14 protein-coding genes and 1 pseudogene are annotated in these 15,452 nt (G+C 65.4%); 4 read left to right on the plus strand and 11 right to left on the minus strand.

The features are described 5' to 3' along the window. Positions 1-100 precede the first annotated feature (100 nt). From UNPF46_RS01335 to UNPF46_RS01375, 9 genes and pseudogenes are all read right to left on the minus strand, one after another. A complete protein-coding gene (locus UNPF46_RS01335) occupies positions 101-1,270 on the minus strand; it encodes a Gfo/Idh/MocA family protein (protein ID WP_142248779.1) in 1,170 nt (389 codons plus the stop codon). Positions 1,271-1,318: 48 nt separating this feature from the next. Continuing rightward, a complete protein-coding gene (locus UNPF46_RS01340) occupies positions 1,319-1,630 on the minus strand; it encodes a septal ring lytic transglycosylase RlpA family protein (protein WP_100174555.1) in 312 nt (103 codons plus the stop codon). Positions 1,631-1,734: 104 nt separating this feature from the next. Continuing rightward, positions 1,735-2,580, minus strand: a complete 846-nt coding sequence (locus tag UNPF46_RS01345; RefSeq protein WP_142248780.1) for a CmcJ/NvfI family oxidoreductase — start codon at positions 2,578-2,580, stop codon at positions 1,735-1,737. 381 nt (positions 2,581-2,961) lie between these two features. Beyond that, positions 2,962-3,899 (minus strand): annotated as a pseudogene (locus UNPF46_RS01350) (ABC transporter substrate-binding protein). Then, positions 3,896-4,996, minus strand: coding sequence for an LLM class flavin-dependent oxidoreductase (locus UNPF46_RS01355; RefSeq protein WP_142248781.1), 1,101 nt, complete (start codon positions 4,994-4,996; stop codon positions 3,896-3,898). The pseudogene UNPF46_RS01350 and the gene UNPF46_RS01355 overlap by 4 nt, the downstream one beginning before the upstream one ends. A gap of 21 nt (positions 4,997-5,017) precedes the next feature. Next, positions 5,018-6,190, minus strand: a complete 1,173-nt coding sequence (locus tag UNPF46_RS01360; protein WP_142248782.1) for an acyl-CoA dehydrogenase family protein — start codon at positions 6,188-6,190, stop codon at positions 5,018-5,020. Further along, complete coding sequence (locus tag UNPF46_RS01365) at positions 6,184-6,981, minus strand: ABC transporter ATP-binding protein (protein ID WP_100174560.1); 798 nt, start codon at positions 6,979-6,981, stop codon at positions 6,184-6,186. The genes UNPF46_RS01360 and UNPF46_RS01365 overlap by 7 nt, the downstream gene beginning before the upstream one ends. Further along, positions 6,975-7,997, minus strand: a complete 1,023-nt coding sequence (locus tag UNPF46_RS01370) for an ABC transporter permease (protein ID WP_142248783.1) — start codon at positions 7,995-7,997, stop codon at positions 6,975-6,977. Before UNPF46_RS01370 ends, UNPF46_RS01365 begins: the two co-directional genes overlap by 7 nt. Beyond that, the gene (locus UNPF46_RS01375; protein WP_100174562.1) at positions 7,975-9,075 is read right to left on the minus strand and encodes an ABC transporter substrate-binding protein; all 1,101 of its coding nucleotides are present in this window, start codon (positions 9,073-9,075) and stop codon (positions 7,975-7,977) included. Before UNPF46_RS01375 ends, UNPF46_RS01370 begins: the two co-directional genes overlap by 23 nt. A 483-nt stretch (positions 9,076-9,558) precedes the next feature. On the opposite strand from UNPF46_RS01375, the gene UNPF46_RS01380 reads away from it, so the two are divergent. Then, the gene (locus UNPF46_RS01380; RefSeq protein ID WP_142248784.1) at positions 9,559-10,539 is read left to right on the plus strand and encodes an ABC transporter substrate-binding protein; all 981 of its coding nucleotides are present in this window, start codon (positions 9,559-9,561) and stop codon (positions 10,537-10,539) included. A gap of 131 nt (positions 10,540-10,670) precedes the next feature. On the opposite strand, the gene UNPF46_RS01385 is transcribed toward UNPF46_RS01380, so the two are convergent. Beyond that, positions 10,671-11,108 carry a hypothetical protein gene (locus UNPF46_RS01385; protein WP_142248785.1) on the minus strand — a complete coding sequence of 146 codons (438 nt, stop codon included), beginning with the start codon at positions 11,106-11,108 and terminating at the stop codon, positions 10,671-10,673. Positions 11,109-11,450: 342 nt separating this feature from the next. Here UNPF46_RS01385 and glgC point away from each other — a divergent pair, with 342 nt between their 5' ends. Genes glgC through UNPF46_RS01400 form a run of 3 tightly spaced genes read left to right on the plus strand, consistent with a single transcriptional unit; the run spans position 11,451 to position 14,462 of the window. Beyond that, positions 11,451-12,713 carry a glucose-1-phosphate adenylyltransferase gene (glgC, locus tag UNPF46_RS01390; protein WP_100174565.1) on the plus strand — a complete coding sequence of 421 codons (1,263 nt, stop codon included), beginning with the start codon at positions 11,451-11,453 and terminating at the stop codon, positions 12,711-12,713. Further along, positions 12,710-14,164: a glycogen synthase GlgA gene (glgA, locus tag UNPF46_RS01395; protein ID WP_142248786.1), complete on the plus strand. Its 1,455-nt coding sequence runs from the start codon at positions 12,710-12,712 to the stop codon at positions 14,162-14,164. The genes glgC and glgA overlap by 4 nt, the downstream gene beginning before the upstream one ends. Before the next feature lie 37 nt (positions 14,165-14,201). Continuing rightward, the gene (locus tag UNPF46_RS01400; RefSeq protein ID WP_100174567.1) at positions 14,202-14,462 is read left to right on the plus strand and encodes a SemiSWEET transporter; all 261 of its coding nucleotides are present in this window, start codon (positions 14,202-14,204) and stop codon (positions 14,460-14,462) included. 6 nt (positions 14,463-14,468) lie between these two features. On the opposite strand, the gene UNPF46_RS01405 is transcribed toward UNPF46_RS01400, so the two are convergent. Then, the gene (locus tag UNPF46_RS01405; RefSeq protein WP_100180889.1) at positions 14,469-15,194 is read right to left on the minus strand and encodes a Crp/Fnr family transcriptional regulator; all 726 of its coding nucleotides are present in this window, start codon (positions 15,192-15,194) and stop codon (positions 14,469-14,471) included. Between the last annotated feature and the right edge of the window lie 258 nt (positions 15,195-15,452).

Consider the following 15,452-nt stretch of genomic DNA (forward strand, 5'->3'; position numbering starts at 1 on the left):
AGTCCTCTTCAGAATCCATATCGCTGGACCGCGCAATACCACCCTCAAAACCACATGCGATTCCCCTGCCCCTCCAGGGGAGGGTAGGCGAGCCCTCTCCCTACAACACCACCCTCCGCCCCTCCTCCGCCGCCCAATAGCCGGCGTAGTTCACCTTGATCGTCTCGTAGGCCAGCGCGAGATCCGACAGCGGCTGGCGGCCGGTGGCCACGCATTCCATGAAGTCCTGGATCTCCTGCAGATAGCCGCGCGTCCACTCCTCCTCGAGGCAGACATATTGCCAGCCGGTTTTGCGGTCGACCTTCTCGGTGATGTAGACGGACGCGAGCTTCTCTTCGGAGGTCTGGTAGCTCATCAGATGATTGTTCGGCGTGATGTTGGCGAACAGCGAGCCGCCGCTCGTATACGTCTCGATCAGGTTGCGCACGCCGCCCATGATCATGTCGCCGGAGAACACGGTCGCCTTGGTGCCGTCCGAGAAGGTGGCGGTGAGCGTGCCCCAATCCTCGACGTCGAGCGGATTGGCCTTGATGTAGCTGCGCTCCTCGGGCTTGAGCGCGGCGGTGACGTTGCCGACGTCGCCGGTGACGCTGGCGACCCGGATGGTCTCGCCGCGCGCCTTGGCCTCGACCTGCTTCAGATACAGCACGGCCGAGAGCGGATGGCAGCCCATGCGGATCAGCGAGCCGCCGCCGGTCATCGCCCATTGCGCCGCATGCGCAGCATGCGAGCCGGAATGACTCTCCTCGCCCTTCATGAACAGGATCTTGTCTTTCGTCGCCTTGATGATCTCCGCGGTCTTGGTGACCGCCGGCGCGTAGATCCAGTCCTCCGCGTACATGAAGAGTTTTCCGGTGCGCTCGATCGCGGCGCGCGTCTTGTCCATCTCCTCGATCACGCGCTCATACATCAGCGCCTTCGGCACGTGCTTGCCGATCGGCTGCGCGTCGCCTTCGCGGCCGAAATAGCCGGCGAACGGCTTTTCGCAGATCACATGCTTGCCGGCCTGCATCGCACCGACAATCATCTCCGCATGGAGATTGGGCGGGGTGCAGATGTCGACGACGTCGAGCTCGCGGTCCGCGATCAGATCGGTGAAGCTGCGATAGACGCGCGGAATGCCGTGATGCCGCGCGAATTCGACGACGCGATCGCCGCGCGCGGCGACCGCCGCAACCTCGACGTCGACGCCATAGACGCGTCGGAACGCATACATATGCAGCTCCGACACAAAGCCGCAGCCGACGAGTCCGACCCTGATCCTGGCCATAGCGCCCCTCACCCAAACTTTGGGCGGCACTATAGCGCGCTTGGAGGCCTATTCCACCGAGACCCGCACCACGCCCGCGCTCATCATGCCCAGCGCCCGGGCTGCGGGAACGGAAAGATCGACGATCCGGCCGCGGATGAAGGGACCGCGATCGTTGACGCGGCATTGAATCGAGCGCCCGCCATAGGACACCGTGAGCACGCTGCCAAACGGGCGCGTGCGGTGAGCACAGGTCAGCTCTGCGCCTTTGCCTTTCCCGTACCCGTAATACGAGGCCAGCCCGCTTTCGGCATTTGCAACTGAAATGAGAGCAACAGATGAGGCGGTAAGACAAAGCAACAACGTCGAATGCGCTCGCACGGTACCGCTCCCGGTTCGCCCTGCCCCGCGCTGCAAACGTCGCGTTGTTCCCGGAAGTTCCGGGAACACTGCCGGGTGATGCCCGGCAGTGCCATCACACATTGTTACTGTTTGTGGAACACCAGCGTGCGCACTTCGACGCTCTCGCGCGGCGCCGCGTCGGCCGGGGTGGTCGGGTCGACGAACGCGGTATGCGGCCCGAAGCGGGTGCGGCCATCGGTTGCGGAATCATAGCATTTGAGCAGCAGTGCCTCGTCCGGCGTCATTTCCGGGACATAGAACCAGCGATGGTTCGGATTGTATTTCACCGAATAGGTCTCGCCGCGGCGGTTGGGATAGATCAGGTCGGTGGCGACGAGATCCTCGGGCGCCACTGTCGTGCCGTCGGTCATCGCCAGCGGCGAGTCGCGCAGGGGACCGCGGATCGGCCGCCACAGGTTGATCACCTGCACGCGGCCCTTCAGCAGCTCCTCCGCTTCGTCCGGCAGATGCTCGCGGACGCGATTGGCGCCGGAGACGACGGTCTGGTCGACATGGACGCGCGTCGCCGGCTGGCGCGGGCCGCCGCCGCGGATATCCGGCGCGCCCTCGACACGCTTGCGCACGGTGTGGTCGAAGATGACGACGCGATCGGCCTTCAGCGTGGCGCGCAGGAACGCCTCGACGGCGGGATAGTAGACCGCCCTCACCTCTTCCTCGTCGTAGAAATCCTTCACCCGGGTCGGATGACGCACCAGCGCAAAGCCCTCGCGATCGAGCGAGAAATTGTGCGCGATCAGTCGCGCGTCGAAGATCGGCACCTGGTGCGGCTCCGGCAGCGACGTGCTCTTGGGCTCGCCGGGCGGAGGATCGAAGGCGTAAGTGCGCGGCTTGGCCGTTGTCGGCGCGAGATAATTGAGTTCGGCGATGACGAAGGGAAGCGACTCGATTCTTGTTTCTTGCAGGCCCATGGCCGGTCTCCCGATGTGGTCGTCGGATTGATTTTTGACGGCAGGGGGCGCGGTGCAAGGGAGATCGAGCAAATAGCAATAGGGATGTTGTCGGTAGGGCCAGATACAGAAAGAACGTTTTGAGGAAGGCGATTGCGCTGGAAACCTCCTCTTCTCTCACGAGTCCTTGAAGCGTCCGTGAGAGCGTTTCTTCCTTCTCCCCTTGTGGGAGAAGGTGGCGCGAAGCGCCGGATGAGGGGTATCCATCCGCAAATTCAATTGTGAGAGGTTCGCACGCGGAGAGAACCCCTCACCCGTCTCGCCGCTATCGCGGCGAGCCACCCTCTCCCACAAGGGGAGAGGGGAAAACCCGCGTCCAGGACACGAGAGCGCGCGTAGAGATTACAGCCCCGCCTTCGCAATCGCATCCGCAAAGGAGCGGTCGACGATTTCGGCCGCATCCAGCTTCTGCTTGATCAGGCCCCAGCGGAAATAGAGGTCGATCGTGGCTTGCTCGTCCGCCACGACACCGTCGTCGATCGGCGCGATGCGGATTTTTGCACGCGACAGCCAGTTGATCGGCACGGCAGTCGGGATGTTCATCAGCCTGCCCCAGGTCGCGGCATAGCTGTCGACATTGTTCAGCGACCACGCCCGCGCCACGGTGAGACGACGAATGAAGTCGGTCAGCTCCGCGCGCTTGTCGCGGATCGCATCCGGCCGCGCGACCTGGAAGCTGAGGCCAGGGGTCAGGCCTTCCGAGGTGATGATGCGGCGCGACTTGAACAGCACTCCTCCTGGCTCACATACGGCTCCCAGGTCGACCACGCGTCGACCGAGCCTTGCGTGTAGGCGAGCTTGGCGTCCGAGGGGGCCAAGAACGCGATTTGCACGTCGGACGCAGCCCAGCCGTTCTTCTCGAGCGCGGCGAGGATCAGCTGGTGACCGATCGAACCGCGGCCGGTTGCGATCTTCTTGCCGCGGAGGTCGGCAAAGCTCCTGATCGGCGACGTCTCGGGCACGAGGATGGCTAGTCCTTCGCGGGTCTGCCGGATCGCGGCGATCGCCTTCACCGGCGCGCCGGAGGCGGCGGCGAAGGTGAAGGGCGCATCGCCGACGAGCCCGGTCTCGATCGCGCCCGCGCTCAGCGCCTCCAGCAACGGGGCGGCCGCCGGAAACTCCTTCCATTCGATCTTGTACGGCACGTCCTTGAGCACGCCGGCCGCTTCCATCACGGCCTGCGCATTGCCCTTCTGGTCGCCGACGCGCAGGGTGGTCTGCGCTGCCGCCGGTTCAAGCGAGCCGAACAGCAGCGCGCCGGCCAGCATGAGGCGGATCATTCTGCCGCCTCGCCGCGCACGGCCTGACGCCTCGCGATCAGCTCGCGCGTCAGCGGGATCAGTTCGCGGCCATATTCGATGGCGTCGATCAGCGGATCGAAGCCGCGGATCAGGAAATGGCTGATGCCGAGGTCGTAATAGTCGCCGAAGACCTCGGCGACCTGCTCGGGCGTGCCGACCAGCGCCGTGGTGTTGCTATTGGCGCCGGTGAGCTTTGCGATCTCGGTCCACAGCCGCTTGTCGATGCGGCTGCCCTGATCGGCGAGCGCGAGCAGGCGCCGTGCGCCGGCCGTGGCATGGCCATCAGCGGGCTTGCGGTAGCCGGTCTTGTCCTGCAGCGCAGTGGCGCGCGCCAGGATCTCCTCCGCCTTCTCCCAGGCCTGCTTCTCGGTCGGGGCAATGATCGGCCGCACCGACAGGCTGAAGCGCGGCGTCGGCCGCCCCTGCCTCACTGCCGCGTTATGCACGCGCGAGGTGATGTCGCGCACCTGGGAATAGGACTCGCCCCACAGCGCAAAGGTGTCGGCGTGCTTGCCGGCGACGTCGATCGCCGCGTCCGAAGCGCCGCCGAAATAAACGCGGATGCCTTCGGGCCGATACGGCTTCACCTGCGAGAAGGCATTCTCGACCTGGTAGTACCGGCCCTTGTAGGAGAACGGCTTGTCGCTGCTCCATTCCAGCTTGAGCACGTCGAGGAATTCGGAAGTGCGGGCGTAGCGCTCGTCCTTGTCGTCGAGCGTGTTGCCGTCCTGCCGGAGCTCGGTGGCATTGCCGCCGGTGATGACGTGGAGCGCGACGCGGCCGCGGGAAAGCTGGTCGAGCACGGCGAACTGGCGCGCCAACAGCGTCGGCGCGGTGAAGCCCGGCCGCTGCGCGATCAGCACGTTGAGCCTCTCGGTGTGGCTCAGCACGTGCTGCGCGACCTGGAGCGAGTCTGGCGTCGTCGAATGGAATGCCAGCAGCGCCCGGTCGAAGCCGGCATTCTCATGCGCCTTCGCCACCGTCTCGATATGGGTGGGATTGAGGACCGGACCTTCGCGAACGATGGTCTCCGACGAATTGTTGTTGCTGATGAAGCCGATGAACTCGATCGACATGATCGTCTCCCTGTTGAACCGTTAAAGCCCGAGCGCGGCGCGGCCGAGGCCGATGCGCGTGGAATCGTCCTGCGGCGTGTGCACGCGCCCGCACAGCACGTCGCGATAATGCCGCTCCAGTGGATTGGTCCGGCTGAGGCCATGATTGCCGCTCAGCGACAGCGCGTCCTCGACCACGGCGACGGCGTTGTTGGTCGCCGTCAGCTTGATGACATTGGACTCGCCTGCGGAAAGCTCGACACCATCGTCGAAATCGCGGGCAAAGGAGGCGATCAACCGAGCGTTGACCGCAAGCCGCACCTCGATCGCACCCAGGATCTCCTGCGCACGGGCCAGGGTCGCGAGCGGTGCGCCGAGGCTGGCGGGGACGCGCTGCTTCAGGAACGCGATCAGCCAATCGCGCGCGGCGCGGGCGACGCCGTCATAGATCGCGGCGACGAAGACCGTGTGGACGGTCGCCTGCGTCGCATCGGGGCCGCGCCAGTCCGCGGGCCTGCGCAGATCGACTTCGGACTCCAGCGGGATCACGACGTCCTCGAAGATCACGTCGTGACTGCCGCTGGCGCGCAGGCCGTGATGGTCCCAGGTCTCGACGACACGCGTGCCCGGCAGGCCCGCCGGCACCAGGAACTGGCCGACGCGCGGCTCGGCCTCGTCGGTCCGTGCCCAGACGAGGTACCATTTCAGGATCGGCGAGCCCGTCGAATAGATCTTGTGGCCGGAGAGGCGCCAGCCGGTCTCTGTGCGGCGCGCGATCGTCGCCGGCAGACCGCCCCGCGCGGGCGAACCTAATTCCGGTTCGACACGCAGCGCATTGATGAGCGCAAGGCCCTCCACGCTCTCGCGCGCCAGCTTGCGCGCCAGCCGCGCCGGCCAGGTCGGGCTGCGCGCCATCACGAGATGATTGATATAGTGCATCGAGAGCACCAGCGCGGTCGAGGGATCGGCCTTGCCGAGGATGCCGATGATTCGCGCGGCGTATTGCGCGCCAGCGCCGGCGCCGCCATGGGCCGCCGGTACGGTCAACGACAACAGGCCGGCTTCGGAGAGATCGCGAAAACTCGCGAAAGGAAAGCTGCCGTTGCGGTCGTGCTCGGCCGCGCGCGCGGCAAACATTTCGGCCAACGCCTCGGCGCGGGCGACATAGTCCGGTTCGTGATGCGCCGGGCGTCCCTTGGCGATCGAGGTCACCATGTCGCGTCCAGTCCGAGCAGGCCGAGGATCTGGCGGCGCAGATCGGCAAGATAAGGATCGCCGCGATGGCGCGGATAGGGCCGGTCGACGCGGATGTCGGCCTTCACGCGGGCCGGCCGGTCGCTGAACACGATGACGCGGTTGGCGAGCACCAGGGCTTCCTCGGCGTCGTGCGTCACCAGCAGCGTGGTAAAGCCCTTGCGCTGCCAGAGCGCGACGATCTCGGCCTGCATGGTGATGCGGGTCAGCGAGTCCAGTTTTCCCAGGGGTTCGTCGAGGATCAGGATCCTGGGATCGTTGACCAGCGCCCGCGCCAGCGCGACGCGCTGCGCCATGCCGCCCGAGAGCTGGTGCGGATAGGCGTGGCGGAACGACGACAGCCCGACGAGGTCGAGCGCGTCGTCGACGCGCTGACGCTGGCTCTTCAGAATACCCTGGGCCTCGAGGCCCAGGGCGACGTTGTCCCAGACCGACCGCCAGGGAAACAAGGTCGGATCCTGAAACACGACGACGCGCGACGGATGCGGCCGCGTGATGCGGCTGTCGTCTTCCCGCAGGCGCCCCGCCTTCGGCTTGTCGAGGCCGGCGACCAGACGCAGCAAGGTCGACTTGCCGCAGCCGGAGGGACCGAGCAGCGCGACGAACTCGCCGGGCTCGACGGAAATGCTGACATCGCTGAGGACGGGCAGCTCCGCGCCGTCGATGTCGAAGGCGTGGCTGACCTGCTCGATGTCGAGCGCGGCGCCGGCCGCGGGATGCGTCACGGCTTCAGCGAGGGCGGTGGCTACCATTTCACGGTTCCCTTCTGCCAGACCAGCAGGCGGTCGCGGATCGCAAACAGCAGCGTGATCGCGCCGGAGCAGAGCAGCGACATCACGATCAGCGCCGCATACATGTTGGAATAGGCGGCCCAGCCCTGCGCCCATTGCAGGTACCAGCCGAGACCGGCCTTGACGCCGATCATCTCGGCGACGACGAGCACGGCAAAGGACGAGCCGAGCCCCATGAACAGGCCGACGAAGACGTGCGGCAGCGCGGCGGGGATCGCGACCTTCAGCACCAGGAAGGACGGCTTTGCGCCGAGCGTGCGCGCGACGTCGTAATAGGCCTTGCTGACGCTCGCGACACCGGACCAGGTCAGCACCGTGACGGGAAAGCCGGTCGCAAGCGCAATCAGGAAGGTCGAGGCGCTCCAGCTCGACGGGAAGGTGAAAAAGGCGATCGGCAGCCAGGCCGTCGCCGGCAACGGGCCGATGAAGCGCAGCACGGGATGCACCCAATAGCCGACCGCGCGCGACCAGCCGATCGAGACGCCGGTCAGGAAGCCGACCGCCGCGCCGATCAGATAGCCGCCGAGCTGCAGCTTCACGGACGCGAACACGCTGTCGAGCAGTTTTGGCAGATCGTCGGTATAGACCTCGATGATCGCCTGCGGCGGCGGAAAGAACGGCAGCGGCAGCCAGGCGAATTTCGCGGTCGCAAGCTCCCAAACCGTCAGGAACGCACCGAGCGCGACCAGCCACGGTGCCCGCTTATGCAGCGCCTTGCCGGCCGAACCCAGATAGTCGGCACCGACGGTGCCGAACAGCGCGACGGCCGCGATGACGAAGGCAGCAATGCCGAGCGAACGCGTGCGCGACCAGTCGCCGACATCCGCCCACCACAGGCAGGACAGGCCGAAGGCGATCCAGGCGACGCTGGCGAGCACGCCGGCGCCGGAGTCCTTCACCCAGGCGGTGAGCAGCGGCACGCGTGAGACGCGCGGCGCACCGGAGGCGAGGCCGTCAGACAGCGAATACGTCGACATAGATGCGCTCCGCGAATTTGGCCGTGTCGGTGCTCGGCTTGAAGACCTGCACGCTCTTGAGATCGTCGGCATAGGCCTTCAGCTCGCGCTTCAGCACGTCGCCGACGGGATGATGATGGTGGGTGTGGTAGCGCACCATGCCCTCGATGTCGGCGAGCGTGGCCGCCTTCGGCGCGTAGGGCTGGAAAGACTTTGCCGCAATCGTTGCATTCTGCGCGGTGAACATCGCGGCATCGAGCAGCGCCTGGGTGATGGCACGCGCGACCTGAGGCTCTTCGCGCACCAGGCTGCCGCGCAGGCCGAGGATGCAGCAGCTTTTCTCGCGGTATTCGCCATCGAGATTGGAGGCGACTTCCTTGTACTGGGTATCCTTGAGCCAGAGATAGGCGAGCGGATCGGAGGACAGGAACGCCTGCACTTCGCCCTTCTCCACGGCGACGTTGAGGAGATTGCCGGGATAGGCGCGCCAGTCGACGTCCTTGACCGGGTCGATGCCGAGCTTGGCGAGCTGGATCGAGAAGAAGTTCTTGTCGGGGCCGGCGAGATCGCCGACCGCGACGATCTTGCCCTTGAGATCGGCGAGCCTGGCAACGCCGGAGTCGGTGCGCGACAGCACGCGCATGCAGCCGCCATGGGTGCCGGCGGCGATCTTGACGTCAAAGCCCTGCTCCAGCGGCTTCAGCCAGCGCAGCGCCATGCCGAGGCCGGCGTCGCTCTTGCCCGTTGCGATGGCCTCGAGCAACTGGTCGGTGGAGCCGGAATAATTGACGAGCTCGACGTCGAGATTGTGCTTCTGGAAGAAGCCGTGCTCGATGGCGACCGGCACCGGCGCCAGGCACACCGCGCCGGCATTCCACGACAGCTTCAGCTTGCGCGGCGCGCCGCTGAACGCGGGCGCGTCGGACGCGGTCCGGCACAGCGGAAATTCCGAGAAGTCGACGCCAGTCGCAATCCCGCGCGGCACGAAGGCCTGTGCGCCCAGCGCGCCGAGCGGCGCGGCGAAGGCCGCCGCAAGGCCGCCCTGGAGCAGATGGCGCCGATCGAGCCTCGATCTTCCGCGCTTGTCGTCACTGGTCATTCGTCCCCGCTCCTGCGCTGGCACGGCTCCGCTGGTTGCACAACGGTTCACGTTGCGCATGTTCCGTGCGGAGCTGCGTTGAGAGAAAATTGTTCCGGCGGCGGCGTCGCGCCGCGTTGATGCGATGCGCAAATCATGCGGCGCGCCCGTCGTATCGTCAATGAAATGGAATTTCGAATGTGACGCGAAGCGAAGTCATTCTCTCCATCGACATGCGCGGGAACGACGAAACGATTTTCGCCGATGCATCGCGCGGCAGACGTGCGCTTGCAGCCCGCATCCTGCTTCACCTCCGTGCAGAACGGGTGGCGCGCACGGCACATCCTTGAAAGCGGCGCTTCGTTGAAACGTCCTTGCCGAACGCGCGCGCAATACGGGCGGCCATTTCATTGACTGCGCATCGCGCGGTCATAGACTTGGTCGTCTCGCTGCATCGCTCGCTCACGCGTCGTGAGCTGGACAAGAAGACAGATCAAGCAAGACATGAGCATCAACTCCCACGATCATTCCATCACGCGCCGGCTCGCCGCATCGCTGCTCGCCGCCGCCATCACGCTCTCGACCGCGGCCGCATCGCTCGCGGCCGACACGATCGTGCTGCGCGTCGGCGACCAGAAGGGCGGCAACCGTTCGCTGCTCGAAATCTCGGGCTATGCGAAGGACCTGCCCTACAGGATCGAATGGTCGGAATTCCCCGCGGCGGCACCGATCCTGGAAGCACTCAACGCCGGCGCGCTCGACGTCGGCTACACCGGCGACCTCTCCTTTCTCTCGGTCTATGCGGCAGGCGCGCCGATCAAGGCGATCGGCGGCACGCGCTCGGATGCGAAGACACAGGCCATTCTGGTGCGGCAGGATTCGCCGATCAAATCGGCGGCCGACCTCAAAGGCAAACGCCTCGCCGGCACGCGCGGCGGCTGGGGCCAGTTCCTGATCGATGCGACGTTGGAGAAGGCGCAGATCAAGCTGGAGGATGCGACCTTCGCTCCGCTCGGCCCGGTGGACGCCAAGATCGCGCTGGTCGCGGGCTCCATCGACGCCTGGGCGGTGTGGGAGCCCTACGTGTCGTTCGCCACGCTGAAGGACAAGGCCCGCGTAATCGCCGACGGCGAGGGCCTGACGCCGACCATCACCTTCATCGTCGCCTCCGACAACGCCATCGCCACCAAGCGCGCGGCGGTGCAGGATCTGGTGCAGCGGCTCAACAAGGCCCGGCTATGGTCGCTGGATCATGTTGCCGAGTACGCCAGGAACACGGCCGAACTGACCAAGCTGCCGGAAGACGTATTGCGGTCGGCCTACACCGCACAGCACACCAGTCCGATCGTGATCGACGAGAACGTGGTCAAGGAGTTGCAGGAAGCCTCGGACCGCTCGACCCGCTACGGTATCCTGCCGAAAAAGCTCGACGTCAGCAAAGCCGTCGACCGCAGCTTCACGGCTGCGGCCGCGGGATCGAATTAGCGCGGGGGGGGGCGGCGCGATGTGCAGGCCTCGCCCCAAGGCCGGCCCGCTGCATCTCGCCGCGATCCTGCTCATGCATTTCGCCTGCATGAGCCTGATCGTCTGGCTCTCGCTCTAGCCGCGCGAGGCGCTCACCAATATCGGCGATGATAGTGCCGGTGATAGACGCGGTACGGCCGGTAGTAGCCATAGCGGTAGTACGGACGATACGGCCGGTAGTAGCGGGGATAGGCATAGACCGGTGCGTAATAGCCGCCGTAATAAGCGGGGGCATAACCATAGCCGTAGCCCGGATATCCGTAGCCGTAGCCGCCGTAATACGGTCCGCCATAATAGCCATACGGCGCGCCGCTGGCGATGGCGCCGCCGATGATCATGCCGGCCGCAAGACCGCCGATGCCCAAGCCCCAGCCACCACCGCGCCAGTGCACTTGCTTGACGTCGTCACCGACCGCGGCCTTCAGGGTCGCGACGTTGGTCGGCAGCGGGGCCGCTGCCGCCTGTTGAATTTGGCCGGCGAAGACCACGCCGGCGAACGAACAGGCAATTGCCGTTTTCCAGATCCTCATCGCCTTACTCCTGTCTGACGTCTTGTTTGTAGAAGGATCGCAGCATCATGATCGGGCATCCTTGCGCCAAGTCAAAGTCTGCATTTGCGTGCAGCGCACAAGTGCCGCTTGCCGCGAGACGGCCGCCGGCGTGCGGGCTGGTCGGCCCGCCGGCTCCGCCCCGCACGGCCTCGGCGCATTCCGGCGCGCGGCGACCAAGGCAAGGCCATTAAGCTTCCCACCTTCGCAACCAACAACGGACTTCACGATTTACTATGCGTACCGTTACTATCGGTTCCAAGGGCGCGGGGCTTCTCGCGACGAATAGCCTCGGCTTGCGCCGGGCGTGAGTGGGAGGATGACATGAGTGCCGTCGGTAATGAGCCGCTCGCCCGTCAGGCGCTGGCGTTCGTCCTGGCAGGCGGGCGCGGCAGCCGGCTTCTGGAGCTGACGGACCGGCGCGCCAAGCCGGCCGTCTATTTCGGCGGAAAATCCCGCATCATCGATTTCGCGCTGTCCAACGCGGTCAACTCCGGCATCCGCCGCATCGCGGTCGCGACCCAGTACAAGGCGCACAGCCTGATCCGGCATCTTCAGATGGGCTGGAACTTCTTCCGCCCCGAGCGCAACGAGAGTTTCGACATTCTCCCGGCGAGCCAGCGCGTCTCCGAGAACATGTGGTACGTCGGCACGGCGGATGCGATCTACCAGAACATCGACATCATCGAATCCCACGCCTGCCGCTTCATCGTGGTGCTGGCCGGCGATCACATCTATAAAATGGACTACGAGGTGATGCTGCGCCAGCACGTCGAGAGCGGCGCCGACGTCACCGTCGGCTGCCTGGAGATGCCGCGCCAAGAATCTTCCGGCTTCGGCATCATGCATATCGACGAGAACGGCTGGATTCAGGAGTTCCTGGAGAAGCCGAAAGATCCGCCGCCGATGCCGGGCAAGCCGGACGTCTCGCTCGCCAGCATGGGCATCTACGTCTTCGACGCCAAACTCCTGTTCGACCAGCTGAAGCGCGACGCCGAGGATCCGAACTCGAACCACGATTTCGGCAGGGACATCATTCCGTACCTCGTCAAGAACGGCCGCGCCATCGCGCATCAATTCTCGACCTCCTGCGTCCGCTCCGGCAGCGACCCCCGCTCCTATTGGCGCGACGTCGGCACCGTCGATGCCTATTGGGCGGCCAACATCGACCTCACCGACGTGGTGCCGGAGCTCGATCTGTTCGACCGCGCCTGGCCGATCTGGTCCTATTCGGAGATCACCCCGCCCGCCAAGTTCGTCCACGACGAGGAAAGCCGGCGCGGCCAGGCCGTCAGCTCGCTGGTCTCGGGCGGCTGCATCATCTCCGGCGCCTCGCTGCGCCGCTCGCTGCTGTTCACCGGGGTGCGCATCAACTCCTATGCCAATGTCGAGAACGCCGTGATCATGCCTTACGTGAATGTCGGCCGTGGCGCGCGGCTGAAGAACGTCGTGATCGACCGCGGCGTGGAGATCCCCGAGGGTCTCGTCATCGGCGAAGACCCCGAACTCGATGCAAAGCGCTTCCGCACCACCGAGCAGGGCATTTCGCTGATCACCCAGCCGATGATCGACGGGCTCAATAGATGACGCCTGTTCGCGTCCTCGCGGTCGCTTCCGAAGTCTATCCCATCGTCAAGACCGGCGGCCTCGCCGATGTCGCCGGCGCGCTGCCGATCGCGCTGAAGGCGCATGGCGTCGAGATGCGCACCTTGATGCCGGGCTATCCCGACGTGATGCGGCTGGTCTCCGGCACGGCGGAGATCCGGACCTGGCCGGATTATTTCGGCGGTCCCGGACGGCTGCTCGCCGGCTCCCATGACGGGCTCGACCTGTTCGTGCTCGACGTGCCGCATCTCTATGCGCGGCCGGGCAATCCCTACGTCACCACCGAGGGCGTCGACTGGCCGGACAATGGCCTGCGCTTTGCGGCGCTGTCGCGCGTCGCGGCCGACATCGGCCACGGCCTCGTCCCGGCCTTCGTGCCCGAAATCGTGCACGCCCATGATTGGCAGGCCGGGCTCGCGCCGGCCTATCTGCACTATGACAATCGCCCGCGGCCTGCCACCGTGATGACCATCCACAACATGGCCTATCAGGGCAAGTTCGCGCGCGAGCTGATCGGATCGATCGGCCTGCCCTGGAGCTCGTTCGACGTCCACGGCCTGGAGTATTTCGGCGGCATCAGCTTCCTGAAGGCCGGCCTGCAATTCGCCGATCGCATCACCACGGTATCGCCGACCTACGCCCGGGAGATCCAGAGCGACGAAGGCGGCATGGGCTTCGGCGGCCTGTTGCGCCAACGCGCAAGCGTGCTGAGCGGCATCCTCAACGGCATCGACACCGGCGTGTGGAATCCGCAAACCGACGCCCACATCGCCTACCGCTACGGCGCGGAGGACCTCGCGTTCCGGGCCGCGAACAAGGCGGTGCTGCAGCAGCAATTCAACCTCGATTCCTCGGACGAGGCGCCGCTGCTCGGCGTCATCAGCCGGCTGTCGTGGCAGAAGGGGCTCGATCTGCTGCTCGAGGCCATTCCGACCATCTTGGGCGAAGGCATGCAGCTGGCACTGCTCGGCAGCGGCGACCGCGATCTCCAGGAGCGCTATCAGGCCGCCGCCCGCGCCAATCCCGGCCGGATCGGCGTCGTGATCGGCTATGACGAGATTCTGGCGCATCTGCTCCAGGCCGGATCGGACGCGTTGATCGTGCCGTCGCGCTTCGAGCCCTGCGGCCTGACCCAGCTCTGCGCGCTACGCTACGCCGCCATCCCGATCGTCTCGCGCGTCGGCGGGCTCGAGGACACCATCGTCGATGTCGACGAGGCCGATTCCTCCGGCCGCGATGCCACCGGTTTCAAGTTCGCCCCCGTGACCGCGGATGCGCTCGCCGGCAGCTTGCGCAAGGCCAACACCGCCTTCCACGACAAGCCGGCCTGGCGGCGCCTGCAACGAAACGGCCTTGCGACCGACGTCTCCTGGCGCGGCCGCGCCGGCGAGTATGCGGCGCTGTACCGCAACCTGGTGGCGGCCCGCGCCTGAGGCATGACCTACGTCGAATCCATGGTATAGAGCCGGCATGGATCCGTTATTGATCAAGCTGATCGGCTTTGCCGCCGCCACCTGCACCACCGTGGCCTACGCTCCGCAGGCCATCAAGGTGTGGAAGACCCGCTCCACCGGCGACATCTCGCTCGGCATGTTCCTGGTCATGGTGCTGGGTCTGGCGCTCTGGCTGATCTATGGCCTGCTATCAGGCGATGCCCCGCTGATCGCCTCGAACGCCGTCACCATGCTGCTCGCCGGCGGCATCCTGGTGATGAAGCTCAGATACGGCTGAGCTTGGTCATGCCCCCGGCTCTTCGCCGGTCGAAAGACCAAGTCGCTTGTATTGCAGCTTCACCGCGCGATAGCATTCGCAGGTCGCCCTGTTGAGCTCGGCAACGTTGATGATCTCGATGTGACCGCGGCTGAACCGAATGATGTTGGCCTGCTGAAGAGCGTGGGCGACGAACGAGACGCTGTTTCGGCGGACGCCGATCATCTCGGCCATCAATTCCTGCGTGAGCTTGAAGCGATCGCGGCCCGACAGATCCCGAACCCGCAGGAGCCATCGCGCCAGTCGCGCTTCGACGGTATGTGATGCATTGCAGCCCACGGATTGCTGGGCCTGAACGAACAGCGCCTGGCTGTGACGCATCAGGTTGTCTCGAAACGCCGCACTCTGCTGGGCGAGAGCACGCAGGCGGGCAGCCTCGATCAACAAGGCCGCACCGGGCACCAGCACGACGGCGTGAACCAGTGCCACGGGTTCGCCCAATACGCCGAAGGTGCCAAGGATGCTGTCGGGGCCGACCAGCGCCACTTCGATCCGTTCTCCTGCTTCGAGCTCGACAACGAGAGACACGACCGCTGTGAGCGGAAGATGGGCCCACACGACGGTCCGGCCAAGCTCGATCAGCGAGGCCCCTTCCCGAAGCTCGACAGCCTTCAGATGCCCGCGAATGGCCGCGAAGTCGGCCGGGTCAAGCGACTTGAGAAAGGCGTTCTGAAACGGATCTGGTGACACCATCCAATTCTTCGGAAATTCATGCCGCAACGATCACAACCATAGCGCGACGACGAACCAGGAGAAATTGCCGGAAATGCCTTGATATGCACGATTGCGTGCGGATGATCGACGCGCACCAACACCTCTATGTCACGACTCAACTACTGCGGGCAACAATCTCGAATCGTCCGCCCGAATTCACTTGCTTTTGCCGGCGCACGCGCCCAAGGTCGCTATGTGCGTTACCGGACATAATTCGGCGGGCCCGGTTGGAGTAAG

Origin of the sequence: Bradyrhizobium sp. UNPF46 (assembly GCF_006658625.1) — a bacterium.
Taxonomy (GTDB): Bacteria; Pseudomonadota; Alphaproteobacteria; order Rhizobiales; family Xanthobacteraceae; genus Bradyrhizobium; species Bradyrhizobium nitroreducens.

Excerpts from the sequence above, each read along its gene's own strand:
- UNPF46_RS01345 (WP_142248780.1), bottom strand. The coding sequence starts at position 2,580 with ATGGGCCTGCAAGAAACAAGAATCGAGTCGCTTCCCTTCGTCATCGCC.
- UNPF46_RS01370 (WP_142248783.1), bottom strand. The coding sequence starts at position 7,997 with ATGTCGACGTATTCGCTGTCTGACGGCCTCGCCTCCGGTGCGCCGCGC.
- glgC (WP_100174565.1), top strand. The coding sequence starts at position 11,451 with ATGAGTGCCGTCGGTAATGAGCCGCTCGCCCGTCAGGCGCTGGCGTTC.
- UNPF46_RS01400 (WP_100174567.1), top strand. The coding sequence starts at position 14,202 with ATGGATCCGTTATTGATCAAGCTGATCGGCTTTGCCGCCGCCACCTGC.
- UNPF46_RS01380 (WP_142248784.1), top strand. The coding sequence starts at position 9,559 with ATGAGCATCAACTCCCACGATCATTCCATCACGCGCCGGCTCGCCGCA.
- UNPF46_RS01335 (WP_142248779.1), bottom strand. The coding sequence starts at position 1,270 with ATGGCCAGGATCAGGGTCGGACTCGTCGGCTGCGGCTTTGTGTCGGAG.
- UNPF46_RS01405 (WP_100180889.1), bottom strand. The coding sequence starts at position 15,194 with ATGGTGTCACCAGATCCGTTTCAGAACGCCTTTCTCAAGTCGCTTGAC.
- UNPF46_RS01360 (WP_142248782.1), bottom strand. The coding sequence starts at position 6,190 with ATGGTGACCTCGATCGCCAAGGGACGCCCGGCGCATCACGAACCGGAC.
- UNPF46_RS01375 (WP_100174562.1), bottom strand. The coding sequence starts at position 9,075 with ATGACCAGTGACGACAAGCGCGGAAGATCGAGGCTCGATCGGCGCCAT.
- glgA (WP_142248786.1), top strand. The coding sequence starts at position 12,710 with ATGACGCCTGTTCGCGTCCTCGCGGTCGCTTCCGAAGTCTATCCCATC.
- UNPF46_RS01365 (WP_100174560.1), bottom strand. The coding sequence starts at position 6,981 with ATGGTAGCCACCGCCCTCGCTGAAGCCGTGACGCATCCCGCGGCCGGC.
- UNPF46_RS01355 (WP_142248781.1), bottom strand. The coding sequence starts at position 4,996 with ATGTCGATCGAGTTCATCGGCTTCATCAGCAACAACAATTCGTCGGAG.
- UNPF46_RS01385 (WP_142248785.1), bottom strand. The coding sequence starts at position 11,108 with ATGAGGATCTGGAAAACGGCAATTGCCTGTTCGTTCGCCGGCGTGGTC.